The following is a 26,326-nucleotide window of genomic DNA, read 5'->3' as shown; positions in this document are numbered from 1 at the left end:
CTGATAATGAAACATGGGACCTCGTCACTCTCAAAATAAAAAGATAATAATTGCACCAAATGCCATTATAGCGGCTCCAAACGCTTTTCTCCGAACATTTGTCTCTTTGAATACCAGTATGCCGAATGCCACACTGAACATCACATTCAATCGTTTCACTGAAATGACGTATGGAACTATTTGCATGCTCAATGCAATATTTATTGATACAGCCATCAGGCCTATCATGATGCCGACAAGTAGGAAAGCGGGCAGATTATTGAAGTATGCTTCTTTTATGTTGTCGATCTTCTTGAACAGGGAAATAACAAAGAACGTAATGCTCATAAGCAAACATACGATCGATGTACCAAAGAAGATGTCTGAATTCAGAACAACCATTTTGTCATAGTTAGATGAGATCCCGTAAAGGAACGCAACGACCAGCATGTAAAGAGAACCCCTGTTTCTAAAGATCGACCTCAGAGGGTCTAACAGGGTTTGCTGGCCAGCGGTCGAGTTCAATACATAAGATCCCGCAACGATCAGCATTATACCGAAAATTCCCCCCGACGAAGGAAATTCACCAAGCATGATGAAAGAGGTCAATATCAGGAAAGCAGGAGTAAAGGAGATCATCGGAATTGTGAGGGACAGGTCTGAGATCTTCAGTGCCCTGAAAGACAGAACAACGGCTATGATATTGAGTAGTGTGGTCGAGAGAACCGAATAGAAAAAAGCATCTCCGGGAGTAGGAAATCCCCTGAACCAGGAAATGATGAAGAGGATGAGAAAACCAAAGAAGAAAGTCCCGGTAGCAAGAACATACTGGTCAACCTCTTTGAGCATTTTCTTGACCAGCATAAAGTAGGTGGCATCAAAGAAAGCACCCAGAACAGCAAAGAGGAACCATATCATATGAAAATATTGAACGGTGATACTTTATCAGGCTTTCCACGCTGTCTAAACTCATAGGTTAGAACATACGCTTATTTTAAAATCATTCATCAAACATTCCAAATCACAAAAAAAAGGATATTCATCTTGTCAACTATCAGGCTCAACAATAAACTTGCTATCCCCATACAACCATATCAGAGAACTACTAAGTATACCTGCCATCAATCCTCATCAAGCATTTGTCCTGTTGGAATCGCAAATGTGAACGTACTACCTTTACCTAATTCACTCTCCACCCAGACATCACCACCGTGCATTTCAACAAATTTCCTGACAAGTGCAAGACCGAGCCCGGTGCCTCCATAACCTCTGGTACTTGAAGCATCCACCTGATAGAAAGGGTTGAACAGTTTATCCATATTCTCTGGTGAAATGCCGACCCCTGTATCCTTTACGAATATATGTAAAGACTCATCAGATACTCTACCACCAATTACCACTGATCCTCCTTGATCTGTGAACTTAATGGCATTACTCACGAGGTGGTAAAGGATCTGCTTGAATTTTATCACGTCCGCATTGATGGCAGGCACTTGAATATCGATATTATATGTCATGTCAATATCCTTCTCTGATGCAATCGGTATCATCAATGCCTCTATTTCATCGATGGTATCGGCTGGAGAGAAATCATTGATATGAAGTTCCATCGTCCCGATCTCAACGTTTGAGAAATCAAGAAGATCAGTAATCAGCTCCAAAAGGTGATTTGCATTTTTAAGCACACTTGACGTATATTTTTTCTGATCTTCATTCAAAGCTCCGTAATGTTCGCTGTCAAGTATATCTGAAAAACCTATGATCAAAGTAAGAGGAGTTCTTAGCTCATGGCTCATATTTGAGATAAAGTCGGTCTTGGTGCGATTTGCATTTTCAGCTTCGATCTTTGCATGCAACATCGCATCCATTGCTTTTTCATTTTCTTTTGTGAGCTTGCTCATATTGTCAAGTATTTGGTTGAGACCCAGAGGGATCTTCTTAAAATCGACCTGTACATTGGTATCGGCCCTTGTATCAAAATTTCCGGTTAATGCATTATCGGATATCAGTTTAAAATCATTTAGCATCTTTTTGATGGTCCGGTCTGTCGAGCGACCAACCATATAAGCAACTCCGCCCACGAGAACAATTGAAAACAGGGACATAAATATCAGCCTGTTCCTCAGGACCGTTACCCCTGCAAGCATCTCATCTTTCGGTGCACAAAGGACAAAACTATAGGTCCCTTCATTAATTGGCTCATAGAACATCACAACTTCTCTGCCTGTGTCAGGATCTATTGTTTCGATGTATCCTCTTTTTCCATCTCTGATGTCGGTTGCCATCTCCGAGATCTCCGGAACTCCAAAGTCATCTAACTTCTTTGTCCCGATCCATTCCTTATGCTCCGGATGGGACAACAGTATGCCGCTGTTACTTGTAACAAAAGCATAGCCGCTCTCAAAAGCAGTAACATCATACATGATCTCGTCAAAATACTCAAGCGATACATCAACCCCGCCAATTCCAACGACCTCACCATTTCTGATAATAGGAGAAACATGGCTCACCATCAGTATTCCCCGGTAAAAGTAAGGCTCTATTACCACGTTTTGTTTGAGTTCCTTCGGAAGCTGGTAATATTCTGATGTTCCATAATCCTCAAGAGGCTCAACACTGATCGGACCATTTATCGTGTTCCAGTATGGTACAAACCTTCCGGTCCCGTCGTGTCCTTCAGCTCCTATGAATTCAGCATCCCTGACATCAAAAGCATTGGGCTCATAGCCAACATAAACTCCGACCAGTTGAGGGTTCTCCAAAAGTATGCCCTTTAGCATATCGTTCACTTCATCCCTATCAGCTGAATCATAATTGCTCAGTGTAGTTGAGATCGTGTTAGTAATAGCCTGATTTTTTCTTGCATTTCCATCGAAATAATTTGCATAGTTCTTGGTCATTTCTATGGACTGCTGATATGCCATTTCCTCCTGTTGACCCGTTACGGTAGAAATACTAACTATTGCAGATACAGATAGAATCAGGAAAGCACCTAAGATGACATAAACAAGGATCTTATTTTTCAGAGAGATGTTATTCGATTCCATTTCAAAAACTCGTCGGATTGTATCGTTTTAAAGGGGTTTGATCGGTGCGGGACAAATATTTTTAACGCATATATATTTTTTGGCAAAAATTAAGCTCAATTAATCAAGATTTACCTAAATATGACTATAGAGGGCAAGTGGGCTACAGTTCCTGAAATTTTGATTCATGTAAGGATAATTAGGATGATCTCATCCAATCCAAAAATTCCAGAAATAATGTTACCTTCCAAAACCAAATCAAAAACTATAACACCCCTCAAATCTTTAACTTCCCATACAACATTTTCCAAATCATAACAAAGGGGTACCACAACTTGCCATCCGCCAAACTCAATCCAGACCAGCTCAAAGCAGTCACATACACCGACGGCCCGCTTCTCATTCTCGCAGGCCCGGGCTCAGGAAAGACGTTCACCATCACAGAGAAAGTGGTCGACCTCACCGAAAACGGCCTCCCCCCGGAAAAGATACTGGCACTGACCTTCTCCGAAAAAGCAGCTGGTGAGATGCAGGAGAGAATCGAGAACAAGATCGGCGTCGGCAGTGGAATCACGGTCTCCACGTTCCACTCATTCTGCAATGACCTGATTCGCGAGTTCTCACTTTATCTTGGAATCAACCAGAACGCGAAGCTGATAACAAAGGAGCACTCCCACATCTGGGGAATAAAGAACATCGACTCGTTCGGCTTCCAGAACCTTGCGATACCCACACAGCCATACGACCTCATCACCAGCCTGCTGGAAGGAGTATCCCAGCTGAAGGACCATCTCGTCTCACCGGAAGAACTGGCCGAATATGCAGGCAGGAACCTGGAAGATGCCAGCATTGACGAAACCGAGAGGGACATCCTGCTGAAGCTGAGCGACCTTGCAAGGTTCTACGGGCATTACCAGCAGTACAAGAGTGAAAACGGGTTCCTTGACTATGACGACATGATCACCATGGCCTGCAACCTTCTTGAGACAAATAATGTTGTCAGGAACATGGTGAAGACCAGATATGACTACGTTCTCGTGGATGAGTTCCAGGACACAAATTTTGCTCAGCTATTCCTTGTTCACATGATAGCGGATGGCAACAACCTGACCTGTGTGGCTGACGATGACCAGTGCATCTACCGCTTCAGGGGAGCGTATCTTTCCAACATACAACAATTGAAGGAATACTACCCCTCCCTTGAGATAATTCCGCTTGAGAAGAACTACAGGTCAAGCTCACAGATCGTGCAGCTGTCCCAGCAGCTTATTGCGAACAACCCGCAGAGACAGGAGAAGAACCTCACGGCCCACAATGGTGAGAAGAACGAGGTAAAGGTTGTCAAGGCGCCTGATGATGTGAGCGAGGCAGAATGGGTCGCTGAAGAGATCACGCATATGATCAATGAGGGTGTCCGGCCGGGGGAGATCTTCATCCTTACCCGAAAAAGGGCTGACGGCAAGAAGTTCAGCGAATCACTGAAGCAGAGGATGGTCCCCGTGGAATTCGTGGGCAGCCTCCAGCTGAACCGTTTCCCGGTGGTGAGGGAAGCGATGGCATACCTCCATGTGGTGGCCAATCCGTTCAACAACGGGATCGCCTTTGCAAAGATATTGTCAAGGGAAGGTGTGAGCGAGCACAACCTGCAGAAGATCAACCTTCAGGCATTGAAGATCAGCAGGGATGACGGCGATACAGGCGACGGCATATATTCCGTGCTGCTCTACCACCTTGACGAGCTTGACATCAACCAGAAGGACCTTATAAGGTCCATCGTGTCCCGGATCAATGATCTGATCGAATACAAGAAGAGCCACGTGCCGTCGGATACTGTGAAGCATCTGCTGTCCGAGAAGACAGACTTCTACAGGACACAGCTGCAGGAGGATACTCTCTCATCCAGAAGGAACATTTCCATACTGAACTCCCTCGTCACCACTGTGGAAGACCTGGAGCTTGTTGATGGTGGCAGTGAACTGGAAACAGTGGTGGAAGATCTGGAGCTGGTGTTCGGCCTGGACCTGGAAGAGGGAGTTTCCATTGATGAGGATACCGTCAAGGTGATGACCATCCACCAGTCCAAGGGCAAGGAAGCGAAGGTGGTGTTCGTCTGCGACATGGCCACCAGGCACCTTCCTCTGACCTACAGGAGAAAGGCCTTCACCATACCAAAGGAGCTGGCAAAGGGCTTCCAGAGGGATGTGGATGAGAAGGTGCTGCACCTTGAGGAAGAACGAAGGCTGGCCTATGTTGCCATGACAAGGACAAAGGAAGAACTTTACCTGGTTTTCCCTGAGAAGTATGAAGGCAACAAACGGAAGGTCTCCCCCAGCGAGTTCCTCACACAGCTTGACTACACCTCAAATCCGCTGATCGAGTATATCGAAGCAGAGCAGTTCGAAAGGAAGAGCGAGGTGGAGGACATGTCACCCCTGATGAAGAAGAAGGATGAATACCTCCGAATGCTCGGCATGTACTCAAAGCAGGGCCAGTTAAAGCAGGCCCTGGAGTCCCTTGTGGTCCTCGCCCAGCTCAGGGAGATCGAGGCCGAAGGCAACCTGTCCGCCTTTGATGCTAAGGATTTCCTGCAGTTCAACCCCAAGCAGCCGCAGGAACTGGAGGACCTGATCGACAACAACATCCCGCCCCTCGTGGACCCGAACATGAGATTCTCGGCTTCCAAGATCAAGACATACCAGGACTGCCCGCTGAAGTTCAAGTATGGGACAGTCCTCAACATACCCACTCCGCAGAAGGCCTATTTCCAGGTCGGTACAGATGTCCACTCCGTCTACGAACAACTGTCCCGTATGGACATGAAGGGAGAATCCATTGACATTACTACAGCCAACCAACTGCTAGATGACATCTGGGACCCTGCAGCCTACCCCTCCAGGACCCAGGAACAACAGGAACACGGCAAGATGAAGCAGATGCTGGACTTCTGGTTCCGCTTCGAGGCCGACAATCCCAACGAGACCGTCGCAGTGGAAGAATACTTCGACCTCGACCTGAACGGTGCCCATTTCGGAGGAGTTATCGACAGGATAGACCGGACAACTGAAGGCGAATACATCGTCATCGACTACAAGACAGGCAAGACCACCCTCCCAAAGAGCAAGCTGAAGGACGATGTCCAGCTGGCCCTCTACTGCCTGGCCGTGAAGGAGATGTACGGGAAAATGCCAGTACAGGCCGGATTGCTTTATGTCAACCCCGAGGTTCAGGAGCTCCGAATGATGGATGTGGATGAGGAGAGGATCGATGTTGTGGTGGATGAGATCAATGCTGTGGTTGCAAGGGTTTTGAAGGATGATTTCGAGGTTGGCGGGGAGCCGAATTGTTATTTCTGTGATTTTAAGGGAATCTGTGAGTGGTGGGAGGGGGAATAACTGTTATTTCTAAACGAGATAAACAAAAGAATATATTGCTCAAAATCATAATTGAGAATATTGAATTTTCAAAATTTGGTTTAAACTAATGGGGAGGTTATTGATATGACAAAATATGGGGAAGCAGCAGTAAGATCTGTTAATGCGATAATATCAAATGAAGGAAAAGATCCTAGAGATATTTGGGATTTTGTTACCTCGGAAATCTTTGGGGAAGGGACTTGTAGCCAAAGGAAAGGATGTCCAAGAAACACATTCCTTGCACTTTGTGAAGAAGGTCTTATAAAGGGTATAAAAAAGGGAAACTATACAAGATCTCAGAAAAATAAAGAATATGCTTTAAAAGCAGTCAAAGTTCTAAAAGAAAACCCGAATTTAACAAAGGATGCTAAAGCTCTTTGGCGTGAAGTTGTTGATGAACCAAAAGCACATAATGGACAAATGGATGTAGTTATCGCGTTATGGAATAACGGTTACATTGATAGAGAATGATTATTTTTTGGTATTAAGCCGGTAAGAAATATCAGTTTACCAGATTGTTTTTTAGCATTGATGGGGGACTGAATCTATCATGAACACAAACCAAAGAAATCAAACAATCAAGATCATCACCACACTAACGTTCCTGATAATGATCACTGTCAATGCACTGGCCAACATCCTCCCCATCAACGACATCACCACCGGCCAGCTCTCAGACGCCTACCCCAATCTTTTTGCCCCTGCAGGAGCGACCTTTGCGATCTGGGGACTCATATATCTATTACTGGGAGGCTACACCCTTTACCAGCTCGGCATTTTTCAGGGAAACACAACCACTGACAGGACCGAGCTCATCTATAAGATAGGAATCCTGTTCTCTGTATCTTCCATTGCCAATGCGTCCTGGATCTTCGCATGGCACTATGAAATAATCCCATTATCCATGTTGCTGATGATCGTGATCCTCATTTGCCTGATCCTGATAAATCAGCTGACAAGCAGGGAACAGTTTTCTAAGAACGAATATTTCTTTATCAGGCTTCCATTCAGCGTTTACTTCGGATGGATCACAGTAGCAACCATTGCCAATGCCACTGTACTTCTTGTCAGCCTGGGCTGGAAAGACTTCATTTTGAGCGACGCTTCCTGGACTGTTATAGTAATTGCTTTAGGACTTGTTATAGGTCTTGTGACCATGCTGAAGAACAGGGATGTTGCCTACGGACTTGTTATTGTCTGGGCTTATTCAGGAATATTGCTAAAGCACACTTCGCCTGAAGGATTTGGGGGGCAGTATCCTGTGATTATCAGTACAACGATTGGGTGTATTGTGTTGTTGCTTGTTGGTGTGGTTTATTTGTTGGTTTCGAGAAGGAAAATGCCAAAAATGAAAAACCGAAGTCTCACAAATTATTAATTTTAATTAGGAATGTATTTATACTGTAACTCTTTTAAAGAAAAGTATGAAGGATGACATAAATGCAGATAAAAAAACAATTTTTATTATTAGTTTTCTAGCTCTGATATTTGCCCTTCCCACTTATAGAGACTATTTAGAACCAATTGAAATCCCATTTTTTTCATACACCCCTTCAATATATTATTTGTTTTTAATAATGGGAGCTATTCTGTTTTTATCTGTATATATGTATGCGATTCATAATTTAAAATATAGTTCACTTAAATTAATTAAAATTGATGTGTTTCGCCATGTAACTAAAATAGCTGATTTCTTATATGCAACAGCAATTATTGGTTTTCCGGTAGTCATTTTTGTGCTATATGTGTCCTCTAAACTTCTTAATGTGGATAGCGAAATTTTAATGAATTTAGCATCATTGATAGGCGTCTTGCTTGCTTTGATCTCAACGACATATACATATATAAATAGTTCGAGAAGTAATGAAATAAGGCTTGAAGGGGATATCGAAAAAGCAGGCGAATTTGAAGCAAATTCGCTTTTAAAAGCAATACAAGCATATGAAAATGGATATTATAACGTTATGTTACTTGAACTTAGTAATGCAATCGAGAAATCTTTGTACGCCAAACTAGCAAAAATGAACTTAGTTGAGAGTAAAAGGCATATCTCACTTTTGCAAATGGTTTCATTCGCAGAAAGTGAAAAAATATTAAATGCAAAACAAGTTGAATTAATTAAAAAGATAAGATCCATACGAAATCAGGTTGCACATGGGAAATACACTATGGTAATCACTAAAGAATATGCAGAATCCTACATTAAAGAAGTGCAAAGACTCACCGATGAAATCAATAATGGTGATGAATAATGAAGTTATTTCTCATTCAGCATCATTTTATAGACTTTACTTGTTGCTTTTTTGCTTATTATAATTAGCAATCACTTTAATAATTAAACGATTCAAATCTGAATGCCTGAGAGCCATTAATTCAGTTGGTCTTGATGCTCATGTAGGTTTTTTGCATGAAATGAATCAAAGCAAGTATAGTCTTGCCTATGATCTCCAAGAGCCGTTCAGGTTCATTGTTGATCTTGCTGTTATGAACCTGATTGAGAAGGAAGTAATGGATAACAAGGATTTTGTCAGGACTGAGAGCTTTTCATTAAGACTTAGACCAATAGGAGCAAGGAAAGTAACTGAAGAGTTCAATTCTATGATGAACAGTAAGGTTGAGTACAGGAAAAAGAATGGTTCTTGGGGATCTGTCCTTTTGCTGAAGGCAAGGGAGCTTAACTGTAATGTTGTTGGGAAGAGAAAAACCATTGAGTTCAGCAAGCCTGTTTTTGTGGCTGAAAGAGATGATTCTGATTTGCTTAGGAAGAAGATTATTGATATGCCCTACACTGAATGGAAGAAGATGGGATTCTCTAAAGGCACATTGCATTATATGAAGCAGAATGCTATGTCTGGGAAGTCATTTAGCCTGAATGCTCATGTAAGGGAAAGGTTGGAAGGATGGAGATTGATATCGTTCCAAACTTAAATGAAAAAGTATTGGAGTCCATTGGGATTCCAACACTTTATTTTTTTATCAATTCGAATAATGTCTGAGAATTTTCTTCTCGATCTAATCAATTTCTTTAAATTAATTTTGAGAATTCTTTTATTGCTTCCCGCAGAGCTTCGGTATTACTCTTGATTGTTTCAATATCACTGCCTTCAATAGCTGTTTTGAGATCATAAATTGCGCCTTTCATCTTTAATATCCCCTCCTTAAGAGCTTTGTTTTCTCCTTCCTTAGGAGCTTTGTTTTCTCCTTCCTTAGGAGCTTTGTTTTCTCCTTCCTTGAGATACTTCTCGGCAACACTTATCAGGGATTCCGCATCTTTCCTTACCTCAGCCTCTTCTGGTTTCTTTCCAATTTCCTCATTCTTTCCAATTTCCTCATTCTTTCCAATTCCCGCTGCTAATGCCTGGATTAAATCCAGAAATTGTTTTACAAAAGCTCCGACCAGAAAAGATATGCCTGCTTTCATCCGGGTGATCTTTTCAGAATCATCGGCATTTCTTATCGCATTTACTATATCCAATGTACTTGAATTGTTGCTGATATTTGATGATACGGTTGTTGTACCATAGTCAACAAATATCAGATCAAATAGCAGGTATATTCCAATTGCCAGTAGGGGAGCTGCCAGTACACGCAAAGCTTTTCTTTGAATATCGAAATCATTTAATTTTTCATAAAAATTTTTGTTGTTGAACTTTTTTAATTCTGTTTCATTGTCATTTAACCCTTCGAGCTTTTTTCTTGTTGTTGCCCATTCGCTTGCAGTAGAAGCGAAAAGATACATTAGTCCACCAATTACGCTAAAGACAATTACATACTGAGGTATTTTCAAGTCTTCCCCCTTATATACTGCGAAATAAATTAAATAAGCACTAGCAAAGAAAGCTAACCAAAAAATTATTGCGGCGATATGCCGCTTGTAACCATCATAATTATGATTCGTATCGGATGTCATGTTTACCCCCATATTAAACTTTAATACCTAGCCAATTTTAGTTCTACAATATGATTATTAAAAATGCATAAACTAAGTCTCGCTCACTATTGCGAGCAAGGGATAGCTTGTGTTATTGGCAAAAGCTTGACTTAAATTTCTCAGTATCCTCTGGTCTATTGTACACTACTACAAAACCTATATTATCTGGCAGTCCCACTCCTCCTTAAAATGTCCATATAGTGGATTATTATTCCACAATATTCTCTTAATTTTAAACTATATAATTATATCTATAATGAGTATATATAAATATTATCAATGTTATCTCTTTTAATAAATATACTGATAAATTAAAAAATTAAATTAAAAATAAACAGCTTTATACTGTTGAAATTTGATGTCGAAGAACTAGGTATATTTTTCAGAAATTTTTAAAATATGGTTATTCAAATGAATTACACAAACCCGTACACTTTTTTCTTCTAAAACCTAGATATTGCAGTTGGATAATCAGGATCTCCAAAAGTTTGAGCACGTGTAACGCGCTCATATTTATTCAAAATATCAGATACACCACAACAAGTTGCTATTAAGCGCCAATCGGTGTCATAAAGGTGTTTTTCAACAAAACGAGAAAAAAGCATTATTCCCATACTGTTTTTTTGCTTTTTATCAAGTTCAATCATATACCGTATCTGTATATTCACAATATATTTTAAGTTTATTAAAAAATAGTAAAATAAAATCTTTAATAATCTTTTTTTTAGATATTGCTACATTTCGACAACACTTTTAAAGCGTTTAACCAAAATAGAACTCAAAGTAGAACTTTTATTGCTTCTTTCCAGTCCTCTGATCTACCTACTACACCATTATTAGCAGAACTCGAAGAAAGAACTCTTACAACTTGAACACCATCAGGAACAGTACAATGTTCCTTACATATTTCTTCCACCTTTCCTCCATTGCATACAATCTTTTTTATCTGGCTGAGGTGAGAAAAATCATTGTAGTGTGGGTTGCATATGTTTTTGTCTAAACTTCCAACGATTTCACAAGATTCTATTGTGTCCCATAGTCCAATCTTATGTTTCTTCAAAATGTTGATTCTATCTTCGTATTCCATTTCCTTTAGATCAATGCCAAGAACATAACTCATCAAATTCCAAAATTGGTTTCGAGAATCGGCATAATATTGTTTTTGATTTCTCGATTTTTCACCAGGAAAAGTTCCTATAATTAAAATTTTTGTATCTTCATTTACTATTTGATCTAAACCTTTACTTCTTGAGATTATCTATTGAGAGATGGTGCATATTTCCTTTAGTTCATCTTCAAGCTTTTCAGAGGCTTTTGTTTTATCCACAGTTACACTGTTAAAAAAATCACCCAATGCCATTATAATTCGCTTGAATTCTGTTGGTGGTATATCACCTTTAATTTTATTAACAAGGTTTAAAGACACAACCACTCTATTCTTTTTGGAGTATTCATGATCTAATGTCAAAACAAAAGGGTCTTTAAAGTGTCCAACTGTTCCAGTTCCATCATTAAATTTGCTAATAATCCCTGTATATTCGCATTTAAAATATACATTTTCAGAATCTTTGTGAGAAAAAGCTTCCCGTAATGCAGCTTTTACAGATGGATAATTATATCTTTTACTTTTTTTATATCGATTTAGAATTCCCTGGCAAGATGGACAATGCTTTAAGTCTGGATTATGATCAATAAACTCATCTCTACAAATTTCACAATTAAGTTTCAAAGACATGCTTCAAATATATTTATCCATTGCATATAATTTTATGTTAATTGTAAATACTCAATAAATATATCCAATCAACTTTTTGATTTTAGTTTAAAAGTTCGGTTTTTCAGCCTTACCTATATCCCAAAAGAAAAGTGCGGGGTAATAGGTATCTTAGAAAAGAGATACTCATCTTTTTTAACAGTTTTTATTCAGTCATAAAACTATATGTCTAATTAAAAAAAATTAAGTGTTGCTTATTAATAATGTTTGTAATTTCGTATATTTGTATAATTTATAAAAAAGAATATATAGAGTATTCACTTATAATATAGCATAGGGAGGGATCCACAATTGAGTGGTTGGGATGTTATTGGGAAATATATTACCAGACAAAGTCTACTGCACATGAACATAAATACTCTTATAATATACGTAAGACCTGGTATCTTTGATGATGGTACATATGGAGTTTATTTATCCCCAAAAGATAATCCTGATGTCGAATACCAGTTTCGTTCACAGCTAAAAACAATAGAAGAAGCTATTTCAATTGCTAATACAATAGCTTCAACACTGAAAAATATGGTGGAAACACCGATAGAAGTTCGCAAGACACGTGAAGTTAGGTTGTCACCTAAAGTTTCTCAACTTGAACCAGATGATATTGCTGAAAAACTTCAATCGCACCTGGAAAAACAATTAGAGGGTTTTTCAAAATTCAAAGGAATCTCTTGGGTGCGTGATGTGCCTTCAATGATACTTTCAATAATATCAAATCCCGCAATTATTTCGATATGTGCACTTATCGCTTTCATATTCTCATTGTCATTAGAGGTTCCAGAAGACTTTCCAGTCTTGGGATGGATTCTTGGAGGTTATGAGTTAAGTTCTATAGAAATAGCCATGTGGTTTCCATCTGCTATTTTGATTATTATAGTTCTGAGATATTTTCAGGCACGAAGTCTAGCTGCTGATAACGCACTAGTCGGGGATTATGTTATTACCTTAGCGGTAAAGCACAAGTGGCGAAGAGAGAATTTTCATTCTCTCTTCAGGAATGTAGAAACATCGGAAAGCTCAGGTTGGATTTTTACAATCTTAGAACATTTTATCACAAAAAAACTACAAAACGATCCCGATAGTTTAACTGGAATCCTTGCAAAGCATGAAAAAAATACTGAAGCACAGGGGCATTTAGAGAGGATCAACTTGGAGGATTTTGAACGAAAGATTCACTCCCTTATATACTTAAAGAAGGAAAAAGACTATGCTCCAAGATATGTCTGTTTTTCTCCTTTTAATTTTGTAATTAGTTTGAGGAATGTTAAGGACGCCCTCAAAATTGAGTTGGCCATGCCAGAAGACCGTCCTAGTATCTATAAGCAAATTGAATTCTCTGTCGTTTATTACACATTAGGAATGTACATAGCATTTATTGTTAGATTTATTTTGATACTAACTGCACTTGTTGCCGCTATATACTTATCTTTGAATTTGCCTTTCTGGATAGTAATTGTAAATGTGATTATAGGAATTTTGGGTTTTACAATACTGTTTAAACAGAGCTACTCTGTAGTTATGAAACTGAGAGGCTTTCCAAGAAATCATAACTTCTATGATGCTCAAAGTACAATAGCAGTTTTGTGAACAATCACGATCCATAAATAAAAAAGAAAAAAGAGGAATAAGCTCATGTGAGAGCTTATTCTTTTTTTTCTATTGTTTTTTAATTTAACAATACCGGAATGGTTAGCTAAATAAATGATGAGTGTTGTTGGACATTAAAATCCAGCTATATATCTACTTTACAGGAGATTTATCCTAGTAAATACTCATAAACCGCTGCTTGAGCAGTATTATGTATTCTACGTGCTCTTTTATCTCCAACATAATATGCTTCTTTTAGCTTTATTTCGGGTGCTTGAAGAACTTCCCCAATAGTGTTAAGTTGAAGCGAGTTTAGTTTGTCTTTTTCCCAATTTGTAAGATCTAATACATCGATATCTTTGTCTAATTGCTTTTGCACCTCTCAAATAGTAGTATAAAGAAACTATTTGTTCATCGTTAGTCCAATCTACTCCTACCATAAATTTTGAATTGGAATTAAAACATATATATCTTTCTAAAATAAGAGATGTGTTAAAAAAAGAAAGAGAGGGAAAGAAGGGAATTGGCTGATGTGAAGGAGATGAGAACAAGATTTAAACTTTTTATATAGATTCTGGAATTAAAAGAGGTCCAAATCTATCAATCGTAAACGTAACCTATCGTAATCTTTTTGCAATGCCCTATGTTCCATAAATTTATTTTTTAATTCATCATCAACGCCAATATTATTGACAAATTCTTCAAACGATTTTGATGTTTTAAACTCAGAATAGAGTTTTTCGACATTTAATTTTGTATCTTGGCGTAAAATATAACCGATAGCCCTATCTGAAGCAAAAAAATGTCTCTTAAGTAATTCCATCTTTTCATTTTGCGTCTCAATAATTTCTTTATACTCATCAGGTACAACTTTTCTCATAATTGATTCTGTATATTCACGCAAAGTTGCTGTTACTTGAGACAATTCTTCTATTTTGGCAGACATATCTTCTAAACTTTTCTCGTTCCTTTCCCTTAAAAGATAGTCGGCAAATAATCCTGCCCATTGCTCTTTCAGCCAATTTGATATATCTTCGAATTTATCGAAGTCACGAATTTGATTATTTCGGCTTTGACTACTGATGTCATCAATCAATTTGAAAACATTTACATTATCGACATAAGCATATTTTATTTCACAGGCAGCGTCTTTATTTTCTCTGTAAGTGCGATACTCTGAATAAACATTTTTTTCGACAAAAATGTATATGGGGATATCATATTCTCTAGCAGTTCGATATTCCTGCATTGTTACAGAATGATAGTTTGGACAAGTCGGTTTTTCATCATTTTCTTTTATTACGCTTTCAGATGATGGGCTTCCATAACGTCCACCTATAATTAAAATAAGAATATGACAAGTATTAATTTCTTCATAACACGATGAATCAAGAGGAGATTTGTGTTTATAAGGAATATCCCCGTTTTCGAATAAAATTGGTTCATATCCCATATCGGTAATGAAAGCTTTAAGGCTACTTCGAATGTGCTTTAAGTCATAATAGGTCGAACTCACAAAAATTCTTGGTTTTGTCATTTGAACACCGAAATATTTTTTGTAAATTTGTGAAATTATCAAATTTGTACTATAAGTAGCGTATAACAGATATATATTTTTCTTAAATGTTCAAATATTAAAGCGTACACTTTTTTCGCGTTATATATATCCCCAACATAATGTGCGAGTAGGGAAATTCGAACCCATCAACCTCCCCCCTATAAATACCATAACCACCCCACCTTAACTCATGCAAGAACTCCTAACCCTCATCCAAAACTCAACCTACTGCGTCATCCTCACCGGCGCAGGGATATCCACGCTTTCAGGCATACCGGACTTCCGGGGGAAGGACGGGATCTTTAAGAAGTTCGATCCGGACCTTATCTTTTCAATAGACCACTTCAACGAGGACCCTTCGTATTTTTACACGCATTCCAGGGAACTGATATATGATCTTGAGAGGAAGGAGCCGAACATCATTCATAAGGTGCTGGCAGAGCTTGAGAGGAGAGGGATCGTTAAGGCAGTGATGACGCAGAACATCGATATGTTGCATCAGAAGGCGGGGTCTGAGAACGTTATTGAGCTTCACGGGTCTCCGGTAAAGCATACCTGTCTTGCGTGCGGGAAGAAGTATTCCTTTGAGGATGTTGTGGGGCTTCTTGAGAAGGAGGAGGTTCCCATGTGCAACGAATGCGGGGGACTGATCAAGCCGGATGTTGTGTTCTATGGGGAGATGCTTGAGCATGATGTGATCGAAAAGGCCATTAAGGAGAGCTCCCGGGCAGACCTCATTATCGTCCTGGGGTCAACACTGGTGGTCCAGCCGGCGGCTTCGCTTCCTTTGTATACACTCGATCACGGGGGAGAGCTTGTGATCGTTAACAACATGCCGACTCCGCTGGACGATTATGCAATTAAGAGGTATGATGACCTTGCGGAGGTCTTCAGGTATCTGGATGAGGAAATGGGGCTTGGAATTTCAGAACATATATAAACGAATAGAGCTTAAAGAGCTGAAGAAATATATAATCCAAAAACGATGAATATGAAACTGATACCGGACCACATTACTCAGGCTGAACCGCAGGCACACGGGCAGTTGATACTATCCTTTGCCTTCATGTTCCTGTTCCTGCTGTTCCCATTCGTAAGCTGGGAGGTCCTTATCGCACTGTTCTTCGGCCTGCTTATAGCACTCAGGTACCTTGAAGTCAGGCCGCACAAATTAAGTGCTTTCGAGCCCATGCTGAGGATACGGTCGCCTCAATATCTGGCAGTATCCATCTTCATACTGCTGCTGGTGAGTTTCGTACTGAACTTCTTCTCTGCGACCTATCCGCTCTTTGTGATAGGGCAGACGGTCAGCATCGCCACCATGGGACTGGGAGTTGCCACAATCGTTCGCTGCCACATGAGATCGAAGTATATCAACCTCACCAACAACGACTATCCTTCGAAGAAGTTTCAGGATGATCCCAACAGCCTGAACCTGATTCCATCAAGCATCTCAATGCTTATCACAGGAATTATCGTCGCATCACTGGCCGGTGCCTGGATCGTCTACTGGCAGGATTCCGGAATATCCTACAACCTCGTGTTCTTCGTAGCAGTTATCGGTTCAATAACAGCCGCACTTTTCGAATCCATACCATCAAAGATAGACCAGAACATCTCCATTCCACTTGGCGCCGGAATGGCAATGTGGCTCTTCGTCTCCTTCGGATACTCCATACCCGCACAGCAGATCATATTCGCCCTTGCGTTCGCGCTTTTCCTGGGCTACCTTGCATACTATGCAAAGATCGCGGACATATCCGCATCCCTGAGCGCCACCCTCATCGGAGTACTCATCATCGCGTTCAGCAACATCTACTGGTTCGTCCTGCTGCTTACATTCTTCATCCTCGGAGGCATGTTCACCAAGTACAAGTACAAGCTCAAGGAATCCATGGGGATCGCAGAAGGGAAGGGCGGTGTCCGAACCTATGAGAACGTTTTCAGCAACAGTACCGCAGCCCTTATTCTGGCGATCGCATACGGGATCTACCCGCAATACGGCGAGCTTATCATCTTCGCATACCTCGGAACCGTGGCGACCGCTGCAGGGGACACCCTTGCCAGTGAGATCGGAACCACATCCAACCAGAAGCCAAGGATGATCACAAACCTCAGGCCTGTCAAGACAGGTGTCGATGGCGGGGTCACCCTGCTTGGTGAGCTGTCCTCAATAGGAGGATCAGCTGTCATCGCCATCCTTGCAGTGGCCTTTGGAATGGTGGACAACATCACCGGTGCCCTTGCAATAACCATCGCAGGAGGATTCCTTGGAACGAACATTGACAGTCTCCTTGGTGCCACCCTCCAGAGCAGGGGAGTGCTGACCAACAGCGGCGTCAATTTCGTGGCAACCTTCGCAGGTGCCATTGTATCCGCAGGACTTTACATGATGTTCTTCTGATCCTGCAAAACTATATTATCTTCCACATCAATTTCTTATTATGAAAGTCAAAGGCATTGCACGTGAAACTCTTGAGTTCATCCTGAGTGTCAGCAGATCCTCGGCCCCGAACGAGTTTGCAGGGCTGCTTCAGGCAGAAGAGGGGGTGATCACCGAGGTCCTCATTCTTCCCGGAACAGAATCCAGTGACCAGAACGCGGTCATCAAGCTTTTCATGATGCCGAATGTCTCGTCCGTGGGATCGGTGCACAGCCATCCCGGATCCATCATAACACCTTCAAAGGCAGACCTCCGGCTTTTCGGGAAGACAGGAAGTCACCATATCATTGTAGGAGCACCCTATGATGAGAACAGCTGGCAATGTTACAATGCCGATGGGGAGCCTATAGATCTTCCGGTACTGGATGTGGAACTGGATGAGCCGGAGATCATCTGATCTTTTTTCGTATACCGGATATAGGAATAGAAGATAGAAATATCAAATGAGTAAGTATAAACTCTGAACTTACTCTTCCTGCATCTTCTTGTGAATAAAGCCACCGAGCCAGAAGCCTATCATTCCAATTGCAAAGGCCGCAGGTATGAGGATCAGCATCTTGAAACCAAGAGGTGCCATAAGCGGGAAGCCCACTGCTACAAAAGCAAGGATGAAAAGGAGGTAGCCTGCATACTGTGCCTGTCTTCTGGAGATATTGCTCTTTGACATGATGCCATCTTCTAATATCTGATAGTATTTAAATGAAACATATAGGATAGGTTGCAGGATTTCAAATTTATTGTTGAAAGTAGCTCAAAAAGATGCGAGAGAACAAAAGGATCAAAATTAAAGATCAGACCTTTTTGATGTTTTCCCCGGGAGGTAGAGTAAAACTGAACTTGCTTCCTTTCCCGACTTCACTTTCAACCCGGACCTCACCACCATGCATCTCAACAAAATTCTTCACAAGCGCAAGACCAAGGCCGGTTCCGCCATATTCTCTGGAGGTCGATGAATCCACCTGGCTGAAAGGATCGAACAATTTGTGCAGGTCATTTTCAGATATGCCCAGACCCGTATCTTCCACAAAAACAGATACCATTTCACCAGGCCTGCTTACCCCGATGGTAACAGAACCACCATGTTCCGTGAATTTGATAGCATTGCTGACGAGGTTATAGAGGATCTGCTTGAACTTCAGCATGTCCGCCACAACAATTGGATCCGCAACATCAATGTTACATTTCAGGTCGATGTTCTTCTTCTTTGCAAGAGGCATCATCGTGGCCCTGACACCATTGATAGCATTGGTAACAACAAATTCCTCCGGGAAAAGCTCCATCTTGCCGGCTTCGATCTTTGAAAGATCAAGCAGGTCATTGATGATGCCTAAAAGGTGTTTCCCATTCACAATTACGTTTGATAGGTATTTTTTTTGTGTCTCGTTCAAAGGACCAGAGTTCTCACTGCACAGGAAATCGGAGAAGCCAATGATGGAGTTCAGAGGAGTCCTCAGCTCATGATTCATATTTGCAATGAACTCCGTCTTTGCCATGTTCGCACTCTCGGCAGCAAGTTTGGCATTCATAAGGACTTCTTCAGCCTTCTTTCGTTCAAGAGATAGTCCGATAATCTGGGATACCGTTGAGAGTATCCTGATATCCTCTTCATCCCATTCCCCTGTATTAGTAACATTGTCCAGACCAACGAATCCGGTAAGCTCTCCGGCCATATAAAGAGGCAGAACTATAAGCGACCTTATACCCTGCATCTCAAGTATTGCCTTTTCTTCAGATGCTTCCTCACCCATCTGTGAGACATCTTTAATGTGGATCGATTCGGCATTACGCAGTTTGCTCATCCACCACGGGAACATTTCTACCGGAAGGTCCTGAAGATTATCCTTTTGCGCAGACACGCCTTCAGGACAGTGCTCATGAGTATTGCTCATTCTTGTTCCATCGCTGCTGAACCTGAAAATATAGCTCCTGCTGCAACCGCACAGGCTGCATATATTCTCAAGGGCCTGATCGATCTCCTGGTCGAGATCCCTTGAAGCTATGAACATGGATGAAATAGCTGCAATGGTCTTTTCGATCTCAAGTTTCCTGTTGACCAGCATGTTTGCTTTTTTGATTTCAGAGATATCAACGAAAGCGGCCATAATGCACAGAGGATCCCCGGCTTCATCATTTACAACGTTGGAAGATAATGTCACCGACAGATCTGTACGATCCTTTCGCCTGCCGACCAGTTCCCCAACCCACCTGCCTTCAGAAAGGAGGACCTCATTAACCTCCTCTGCTTTACTTTTGTCCTGCCAGAATTCAATAATAGATCTTCCAAGAACCTCATTCTTATGAGAATAACCCCACAGTTCAAGGAAAGAAGGATTTACATAAGTAATTCTACCACAGAGATCAGAAAGAACTATAGCATTGATAGATGAATCGATTGCCTTATTTTTAATTAGAAGGTCCTTCTCTGCATTTTTATGTTGCGAGATATCCATGAAGCTTTCAACCAGACAGATATGCCCATCCACCTCAACCTTCCGGACAGTCTTTTGTATGGGTACCAAACTACCCTCATGATCAAGAAGAAAACATTCCGATCGGTCCATTACGCTGTGCGGATGGGATAAAGGACAGAAACCCCCTTCATTAGGACAGATAAAATTGTGACACACATTACCTATAATATCTTCTTTTGGAAGACCGATCATTTCGGCGGCTGTCTCATTGATATCTAATATAACATTGTTTTCGCTGTCAATTACCACTACACCTGACAATATTGAATCCAGAACAATATCAATGGACCTGGTTTTTTCGTATGACGTCAGTCTCTCTCCCATTTAGTTAAATGTGCCACTAAAATTATCTTGTTTTTTATGCAATTAACTTTTATAAACTTTTTTATCGTGCATAAAAGAATATGAAATATCGAAATGTCATATAGTAGTTACTTTTATGATGGAATAACTACATAGTAAACTTATAGATTCCTTTGAAATTTAATCGACTGTCTGCTAAAAAATGTCAGGATTTCCTGATTTGTCAATATCGAAATAGATATGTACTTTCAGATATGCTTTATTTGTAACTTGTAGCACAAATAATGGAATTCCAGCAGACATTGAGATCATTCCAGACTTATGGCAAATCTATCTGTAAAAGACTTTACCTTAAGATCGGAACTGTAACAAGAAGGTGTAATATATGGGATTGGGAAACTTTATCAGCAACCTGTTCGGAAAAGAGAGTTCAACTAAAAGCAATGAACCGGTAGTAGAGGAGATCAGTACGAACCTTTACGAGATAAACACAGCCTCATTCGAAAATGAAGTGATCGGTTCAGCCATACCTGTTGTAGTTGACTGTTTCACCAACACATGCCCCCCATGCAAGAAGATGGCACCCATATTCCAAAAAGTGGCTGAAGAATACGATGGAAAGATAAAGTTCGTAAAAGTGAACCTTAAGAATTCGCCAGAAATAGGAAAGCAGTTCAAGATCCTTGGCGTACCAACACTTTTATTCTTTAAGAGCGGGGAACTGGTTACAAACGTGGTAGGGTTTACAGAAGAAGATAAACTAAAAAGTAAGCTGGAAAGCCTTTTGGAATAACGAATTAGATCCTCCGGGTCCAGAGTGAGAAAAATGAGCGAAAAAAAGACCACTAAAGAAGATGTCCATTCATGGACATCAAAATATGCAGATAAAGCAGGATACATGCTTAACCCTGATGAAGAGATGAGGGACCTTGTTCTGGAAGGAATAGCCAGGAACAAGGATACTCATGGAAAGAACTATTGTCCCTGCAGGATCGTGACAGGTGATGAGGTCGAGGACAAAAAGATCATCTGTCCATGCATATACCACAAGGACGAGATCGAAACTGATGGCTCATGCCATTGCGACCTTTTCTTTAAAAAGGAAGATAAAAAAGAAGACTAAAAGGAAGGTCAGATCGGTATCTTCCATGTTCTTTTATTGATTTCAGAATATTTGATCAGGTGAACCTATGACAAATGCACTGGAGATATACCAGCTCCTCCCAAAAACCAACTGCAAGGAATGTGGAAAAGCCTCATGCATGGCCTTTGCAGCTGCCCTTCTTTCAAGAGAGGTCACAGTAGATGATTGCCCGCCCCTGAAAGATGACAAGTTCAAACAGAACTATGAGAAGCTCTCAGGAATGATCAAACCCGCAGGCGAGGCCTCGGAATCTGGAATGATCGTCCATGAGGACAAATGTATCGGATGCGGAAACTGCGTTGTCGCCTGCCCTGTTAATGTTGCGGAAGATCCCCACGGTGCCGGCTCAGGAAAGGCACCCACCAGCGAAAATGTGATCCTTCGCGTGGAAGACGGTGTCGTTCGCCTCTCCAATGTGAACCAGTGCCGTCGATTTGGCAAGAACAGAATCATGTGCAACGGCTGCATCGTAACATGCCCTACAAAAGCAATAGAGTTCGTCTGAAACTGCGTGGTGAGATAAGTGGAACACGAATATTACGTTTGCACAGGTTGTGCACTTCTCTGTGACGATATAGAAATAGAGGTCAACGACGGAGAGATCTCAAAAGTAAACAATGCCTGCCTCAAAGGTGTAGCCCGCCTCAAGGAATGTGCAAAACCTGCCGAATGCATGATAGACGGCAACAAAGTCAGCATAGATGATGCCATAAATGAAGCATCAGGTATACTAAGAAATGCCGACAAGCCACTGATCTTCGGAATGGGAAATTCAACTACTGGTGCCCAAAAAAAAGCGATCGATATCGCAAAGAAGATCAACGCATATATCGACGACACCTCATCTTTCTGTCAGGGACCTGTCATTGAAGCCCTACTTGGTGACAGGATAAAGACCTGCACACTGGAAGAAGTGAGAGACTATAGTGATGTTATAGTCTATTGGGGCGCAGACCCTTCAAACTCACATCCAAGGCATCTTTCAAAATACACATATTTCCCCCGTGGAAAGGAAAGGCAACGTGGTTGGGAAGAAGACAGGACAGCCATCTGCATCGATGTAAGGAAATCAGACACAGCTATCATATGCGGGGACAAGTTTTACCAGATCCCGCCACAGGCAGATGAAGAACTGATCGATGCACTCATCGCTGCATTGTCAGGAAAGGTCCCGAAGGTCTCCTTCGGAATGGGACCTAAAAAGATACTTGAGCTTGCAAACCTTCTGAAGAAAGCGAAGTTCGGGACCATCTGCGTAGGCCTGGGACTCATCTATTCCCTCCCGGATGTCGAACCTCTCGTCAGGCTTATGGAAAAGCTCAACGAGGTCTCCAACTTCCATCTCATACCAATGGTCGGCCAGTTCAACATGCGCGGATTTGACCACAACCTGCATGAGGATACAGGATACATCAACCGTTCAAAGTTCGGGGAAAACGTTGTCGAACATGGTCCACAGTGCTCGATTGTTGAACTGCTGAGAACAAAGAGCGTGGATGCAGCACTTGTGATTGGTTCTGACCCTATGTCAAGCCTCCCCGGAAGTATAGCTAAAGAACTATCCGGCATACCCGTGATCACGATAGATCCGTGTATGACCATGACATCGTCAAAAGCAAAGGTTTCCATAGCTTCTGCCACAAGTGGTTCTGAATGTGGAGGCACTGCCATAAGGATGGATGGTGTCGAAGTCGAGATCAAACCGATGGTCACTACGGACAAACTGAGCGATGAAGAGATACTTGATCGCATCATGGAGGCACTATAATGGGATTTGGCCAGTTTCTTGCAACCCCTGAATATGACATAAGGATCATAACCCACAGGGATATATTCCAGAACACCGCCCTTGAATCCTCAAGAGGCGGAGAGGATTACATCAGCCGTTCAGCTGTCATAAAGCTGGACGAGAGCGACATCAAGAAGATGGGACTTAAAGCCAAAGGCAGGGCTGTCCTGAAGAACAGCTCAGGCAGAGTCGTTGTTACCTTGGAACCTTCAGAATACGAGGAAGCACACGAGGGCATTGGATATATGGTCAACAGCCCGTGGTCTAACGCACTTGTATCTGCTGACACCGATGGTACAGGAGTCCCGAAGTTCAAGATGATAATTGCAACCATCTCTGATGCAAAGGACGAGAAGATAACCTCTTTTGATCTCTGAGAAGGAATTTCAGGAATGTGAGAAATGCTATCTCATACCTGATCCCCCATATTTTGACGGTGATCGTCAGTAATTATAAAAAATAATTTGCCGAAAAAGATCTCAGACAAGATCTTTCGGCTGCTTTTTCTCAGGAAGTACCGGCAGTGCCATAGTGTTCACCAGTATCGGACTTTCAACTTCCTTGGCACGTTCAAGCAATAATTCCTTTCCTTTCTGAGTGAGTGCAAATAAAGGCACTGCAGTTCCCACCTGTGCCAGAGGCTTAATTTCGTCACGTATGTTCTTTGAGGCACAGGAAGTAATGATATCAAGATACTTGATGATCTCAAGGGCGTCTTCCCTGCTAAGACCAGTTGTATGTGCTCCGATCATCAGCAGCTCAAGATCATGCTCTTTCTCGATCTCACGAAGTTTTTTCGCAGTATCAGGATCCACAGCAGTGACAGCGATCCTCTTGAATCCCAGGTCGCTGGCCTTCAGGACACCAGCCACAGGATCAATAACTGCAGTTGAAGGATCGAGGACTATTCCACCCCTCGCCTCGATACCATTGATGATCCCATCAATAGGTTCGGTCTCCACCAGACCAGAGATCCTTGCACCCATTCCCTGAACCAGGGAAGGATTATTTGTGATAACAGTACCTGCACCATCACAAACGGTTACTGTGGTGTCCAGCATATCACGGTTCAGGCCGGTCATCATTACTTCAGAAGCACCAAAGCCTACGAAGACATCCATCTCAAGTTTGCGCTGCGGAGTGAAAAGGCCAAAATCTCTTATTCGGAACTCCATATTTTCCTTTACTGCCTCCCGGGTGATCTCCTTAATGCCTCTGGCCTTTTCAAAAAGAGGGCACCAGTTAAGCTGTGGCTCCCCGACCTCTACAACCTTTCCATCCTCGACTACAACCCTTGTCTTTCCAAGGATCTCCATTACATGTGGCATGATATAACCTCTGAAACCTTACGAAATATTCTGAAATAACAGGTACTGAAAAATAATATGAAATTTTTGGGAGATGAAGAAGGGATCAGATAGCTTCCCTTCTGTCAAAGACCCTCTTTGCCTTGCCTGTGCTTCTCGGGATGGTTCCCTTTTCCACAAGGTCGACATTGGCCCTGATGTTCAGGACGCTCTTGAGTTCGCCTTCGACGACCTTCTTCACTGCTGCGAGGTCACCGATCTCACCTGTGAAAGCATCCTCATCGAGTTCGACCCTTACAGTTATCTCATCCAGCTTCTTCTTGTTCCTGTCAAGATAGATCTCGAACTGGTCAGTGATCTTGTCGATCTTTACAAGGACATCCTCGATCTGGGATGGGAAGACATTGATACCCCTAACGATAAGCATATCATCTGCCCTTCCGAGGATCCTTGAGATACGATCACTGGTACGACCACACGGACACTCGCTTTTCAGGCGTCTGGCAATATCACCTGTACGGTATCTGATCACAGGAAGAGCTTCCTTTGTTAGTGAAGTTAGAACGATCTCTCCTTTTTCACCTTCTGCCACCTCTTCACCATTCTCGTCAAGGATCTCTACTAAATAGTGATCACTCCAGATATGGAGACCGTCCTGCTCCTGGCATTCAAAAGCGATACCTGGACCCATCATCTCGGAAAGTCCGTAGGAATCGTAAGCCTTTATGTGGAAAGCATCCTCAAGCTCTTTCCTTGTGCTGGAAGACCATGGTTCTGCACCAAAGCAGCCTACACGCAATGATAATTTATCTGCAACGCCCATTTCCCTGACGGTCTCTGCAAGGTAAAGGCCATAAGAAGGAGTACAGTGAATAGCAGTTACACCAAAGTCCTGCATCATCTCGATCTGGCGGACGGTATTTCCTGTTCCGCTTGGAACTGCCATGGCACCAAGCCTTTCAATACCATAGTGGAAACCAAGACCACCTGTAAAAAGACCATAGTTCACAGCGTTCTGGAACACATCACTTGCATCAAGACCGATCATTGTGAAGTTGCGGGCCATCATATCTGCCCAGGTCTCGATATCTTTTGCAGTGTATCCGACAACAGTAGGTTTACCGCTTGTACCTGAAGATGCATGGATACGGACGATCTCTTCTTTCGGAACAGCAAAAAGACCGAAAGGATAGTTGTCACGAAGATCAGTTTTTCGGGTAGTAGGCAGTTTCTTGATGTCATCAAGGGTCTTAATGTCATCAGGTGTTATGCCAAGAGCATCGAACTTCTCCCTGTAGAAAGGAACATTTTCATAGACTGCAGCAGCCGTCTTCTTTAAGCGCTTCAATTGCAGTTCCCGAAGTTCATCGTGATTCATTGTTTCAAATTTTGGCTGCCAGTATTTCATGAGATGATCACCTTTTCAGGTCTGATTGGATTCAATCTTTAAATTATTTCCTATCATCAAACAAGTATGTGGATATATGCCAGAGATCGTGTTTTTTTACGTTCCCCAAAAAACTATTTTGAGATAATATAAGAAATTATGCATACATAAAATATATTTTTATTGACATAAAACTTAATTGATGTTCATATAT

27 protein-coding genes are annotated in these 26,326 nt (G+C 41.7%); 14 read left to right on the top strand and 13 right to left on the bottom strand.

The window, feature by feature from the left end; genetic code table 11:
* Positions 1-30: 30 nt before the first annotated feature.
* The 3 genes from ACR3I3_RS07790 to ACR3I3_RS07780 form a co-directional block, all read right to left on the bottom strand.
* Positions 31-897: a DMT family transporter gene (locus tag ACR3I3_RS07790; protein WP_440951699.1), complete on the bottom strand. Its 867-nt coding sequence runs from the start codon at positions 895-897 to the stop codon at positions 31-33.
* A 203-nt stretch (positions 898-1,100) separates the two neighbouring features.
* The gene (locus tag ACR3I3_RS07785) at positions 1,101-2,903 is read right to left on the bottom strand and encodes a sensor histidine kinase (RefSeq protein WP_440951698.1); all 1,803 of its coding nucleotides are present in this window, start codon (positions 2,901-2,903) and stop codon (positions 1,101-1,103) included.
* 287 nt (positions 2,904-3,190) lie between these two features.
* Positions 3,191-3,316 carry a hypothetical protein gene (locus ACR3I3_RS07780; protein WP_440951697.1) on the bottom strand — a complete coding sequence of 42 codons (126 nt, stop codon included), beginning with the start codon at positions 3,314-3,316 and terminating at the stop codon, positions 3,191-3,193.
* Positions 3,317-3,340: 24 nt separating this feature from the next.
* Between ACR3I3_RS07780 and ACR3I3_RS07775 the strand changes: the two genes are divergently transcribed.
* The 5 genes from ACR3I3_RS07775 to cas1 all read left to right on the top strand — a co-directional run bounded on the left by ACR3I3_RS07775 (position 3,341) and on the right by cas1 (position 9,346).
* Complete coding sequence (locus tag ACR3I3_RS07775) at positions 3,341-6,397, top strand: ATP-dependent helicase (protein ID WP_440951696.1); 3,057 nt, start codon at positions 3,341-3,343, stop codon at positions 6,395-6,397.
* 105 nt (positions 6,398-6,502) lie between these two features.
* Positions 6,503-6,889: a DUF6979 family protein gene (locus ACR3I3_RS07770; protein WP_440951695.1), complete on the top strand. Its 387-nt coding sequence runs from the start codon at positions 6,503-6,505 to the stop codon at positions 6,887-6,889.
* A 79-nt stretch (positions 6,890-6,968) separates the two neighbouring features.
* Positions 6,969-7,796, top strand: a complete 828-nt coding sequence (locus ACR3I3_RS07765) for a tryptophan-rich sensory protein (RefSeq protein WP_440951694.1) — start codon at positions 6,969-6,971, stop codon at positions 7,794-7,796.
* A 46-nt stretch (positions 7,797-7,842) separates the two neighbouring features.
* Positions 7,843-8,670, top strand: coding sequence for a HEPN domain-containing protein (locus ACR3I3_RS07760; RefSeq protein ID WP_440951693.1), 828 nt, complete (start codon positions 7,843-7,845; stop codon positions 8,668-8,670).
* A 70-nt stretch (positions 8,671-8,740) separates the two neighbouring features.
* Positions 8,741-9,346, top strand: coding sequence for a CRISPR-associated endonuclease Cas1 (gene cas1, locus ACR3I3_RS07755; RefSeq protein WP_440953770.1), 606 nt, complete (start codon positions 8,741-8,743; stop codon positions 9,344-9,346).
* 97 nt (positions 9,347-9,443) lie between these two features.
* Here the strand turns inward: cas1 and ACR3I3_RS07750 are convergent, their stop codons facing one another.
* The 4 genes from ACR3I3_RS07750 to ACR3I3_RS07735 all read right to left on the bottom strand — a co-directional run bounded on the left by ACR3I3_RS07750 (position 9,444) and on the right by ACR3I3_RS07735 (position 12,084).
* Positions 9,444-10,328 carry a hypothetical protein gene (locus tag ACR3I3_RS07750; RefSeq protein WP_440951692.1) on the bottom strand — a complete coding sequence of 295 codons (885 nt, stop codon included), beginning with the start codon at positions 10,326-10,328 and terminating at the stop codon, positions 9,444-9,446.
* A 464-nt stretch (positions 10,329-10,792) separates the two neighbouring features.
* On the bottom strand, positions 10,793-10,996 hold the full coding sequence (locus ACR3I3_RS07745) for a hypothetical protein (protein ID WP_440951691.1): 204 nt from the start codon (positions 10,994-10,996) through the stop codon (positions 10,793-10,795).
* 131 nt (positions 10,997-11,127) lie between these two features.
* Positions 11,128-11,547 (bottom strand): DNA-deoxyinosine glycosylase, encoded by a 420-nt coding sequence (locus ACR3I3_RS07740; RefSeq protein ID WP_440953769.1) that lies wholly within the window; start codon positions 11,545-11,547, stop codon positions 11,128-11,130.
* 60 nt (positions 11,548-11,607) lie between these two features.
* A complete protein-coding gene (locus ACR3I3_RS07735; RefSeq protein ID WP_440951690.1) occupies positions 11,608-12,084 on the bottom strand; it encodes a hypothetical protein in 477 nt (158 codons plus the stop codon).
* Positions 12,085-12,414: 330 nt separating this feature from the next.
* Here ACR3I3_RS07735 and ACR3I3_RS07730 point away from each other — a divergent pair, with 330 nt between their 5' ends.
* Positions 12,415-13,710: a hypothetical protein gene (locus ACR3I3_RS07730; RefSeq protein WP_440951689.1), complete on the top strand. Its 1,296-nt coding sequence runs from the start codon at positions 12,415-12,417 to the stop codon at positions 13,708-13,710.
* A gap of 169 nt (positions 13,711-13,879) precedes the next feature.
* Here the strand turns inward: ACR3I3_RS07730 and ACR3I3_RS07725 are convergent, their stop codons facing one another.
* Positions 13,880-14,089 (bottom strand): hypothetical protein, encoded by a 210-nt coding sequence (locus ACR3I3_RS07725; RefSeq protein WP_440951688.1) that lies wholly within the window; start codon positions 14,087-14,089, stop codon positions 13,880-13,882.
* A 201-nt stretch (positions 14,090-14,290) separates the two neighbouring features.
* Complete coding sequence (locus ACR3I3_RS07720) at positions 14,291-15,247, bottom strand: DUF4062 domain-containing protein (RefSeq protein WP_440951687.1); 957 nt, start codon at positions 15,245-15,247, stop codon at positions 14,291-14,293.
* A 211-nt stretch (positions 15,248-15,458) separates the two neighbouring features.
* On the opposite strand from ACR3I3_RS07720, the gene ACR3I3_RS07715 reads away from it, so the two are divergent.
* Genes ACR3I3_RS07715 through ACR3I3_RS07705 form a run of 3 tightly spaced genes read left to right on the top strand, consistent with a single transcriptional unit; the run spans position 15,459 to position 18,108 of the window.
* Entirely contained in the window at positions 15,459-16,208 is a 750-nt protein-coding gene (locus ACR3I3_RS07715; protein ID WP_440951686.1) for an NAD-dependent protein deacylase, read from the top strand.
* A 51-nt stretch (positions 16,209-16,259) separates the two neighbouring features.
* A complete protein-coding gene (locus tag ACR3I3_RS07710; protein WP_440951685.1) occupies positions 16,260-17,672 on the top strand; it encodes a TIGR00297 family protein in 1,413 nt (470 codons plus the stop codon).
* 40 nt (positions 17,673-17,712) lie between these two features.
* Complete coding sequence (locus ACR3I3_RS07705) at positions 17,713-18,108, top strand: Mov34/MPN/PAD-1 family protein (protein WP_440951684.1); 396 nt, start codon at positions 17,713-17,715, stop codon at positions 18,106-18,108.
* A gap of 69 nt (positions 18,109-18,177) precedes the next feature.
* Here the strand turns inward: ACR3I3_RS07705 and ACR3I3_RS07700 are convergent, their stop codons facing one another.
* Positions 18,178-18,378 (bottom strand): hypothetical protein, encoded by a 201-nt coding sequence (locus tag ACR3I3_RS07700; protein WP_440951683.1) that lies wholly within the window; start codon positions 18,376-18,378, stop codon positions 18,178-18,180.
* Positions 18,379-18,502: 124 nt separating this feature from the next.
* Positions 18,503-20,506 carry an ATP-binding protein gene (locus ACR3I3_RS07695; RefSeq protein ID WP_440951682.1) on the bottom strand — a complete coding sequence of 668 codons (2,004 nt, stop codon included), beginning with the start codon at positions 20,504-20,506 and terminating at the stop codon, positions 18,503-18,505.
* Between the two features lie 364 nt (positions 20,507-20,870).
* Here ACR3I3_RS07695 and ACR3I3_RS07690 point away from each other — a divergent pair, with 364 nt between their 5' ends.
* The 5 genes from ACR3I3_RS07690 (at position 20,871) to ACR3I3_RS07670 (ending at position 23,795) form a co-directional block, all read left to right on the top strand.
* The gene (locus tag ACR3I3_RS07690; RefSeq protein ID WP_440951681.1) at positions 20,871-21,278 is read left to right on the top strand and encodes a thioredoxin family protein; all 408 of its coding nucleotides are present in this window, start codon (positions 20,871-20,873) and stop codon (positions 21,276-21,278) included.
* Between the two features lie 33 nt (positions 21,279-21,311).
* Positions 21,312-21,608 carry a ferredoxin-thioredoxin reductase catalytic domain-containing protein gene (locus ACR3I3_RS07685; protein WP_440951680.1) on the top strand — a complete coding sequence of 99 codons (297 nt, stop codon included), beginning with the start codon at positions 21,312-21,314 and terminating at the stop codon, positions 21,606-21,608.
* A 67-nt stretch (positions 21,609-21,675) separates the two neighbouring features.
* Positions 21,676-22,134, top strand: a complete 459-nt coding sequence (locus ACR3I3_RS07680; protein WP_440951679.1) for a (Fe-S)-binding protein — start codon at positions 21,676-21,678, stop codon at positions 22,132-22,134.
* An 18-nt stretch (positions 22,135-22,152) separates the two neighbouring features.
* A complete protein-coding gene (locus ACR3I3_RS07675; RefSeq protein WP_440951678.1) occupies positions 22,153-23,397 on the top strand; it encodes a formylmethanofuran dehydrogenase subunit B in 1,245 nt (414 codons plus the stop codon).
* Positions 23,397-23,795, top strand: coding sequence for a formylmethanofuran dehydrogenase (locus tag ACR3I3_RS07670; protein ID WP_440951677.1), 399 nt, complete (start codon positions 23,397-23,399; stop codon positions 23,793-23,795). The genes ACR3I3_RS07675 and ACR3I3_RS07670 overlap by 1 nt, the downstream gene beginning before the upstream one ends.
* 102 nt (positions 23,796-23,897) lie before the next feature.
* Here ACR3I3_RS07670 and ACR3I3_RS07665 read toward each other — a convergent pair whose 3' ends face one another.
* The gene (locus tag ACR3I3_RS07665) at positions 23,898-24,746 is read right to left on the bottom strand and encodes a methanogenesis marker 8 protein (RefSeq protein WP_440951676.1); all 849 of its coding nucleotides are present in this window, start codon (positions 24,744-24,746) and stop codon (positions 23,898-23,900) included.
* 85 nt (positions 24,747-24,831) lie between these two features.
* Entirely contained in the window at positions 24,832-26,133 is a 1,302-nt protein-coding gene (locus ACR3I3_RS07660; protein ID WP_440951675.1) for a phenylacetate--CoA ligase family protein, read from the bottom strand.
* Positions 26,134-26,326 lie beyond the last annotated feature (193 nt).

Source organism: Methanococcoides mangrovi (genome assembly GCF_052057775.1).
Classification (GTDB): domain Archaea; phylum Halobacteriota; class Methanosarcinia; order Methanosarcinales; family Methanosarcinaceae; genus Methanococcoides.
The sequence above is the reverse complement of the archived record's forward strand: the minus strand, read 5'-3'. Positions and strand labels throughout refer to the sequence as shown.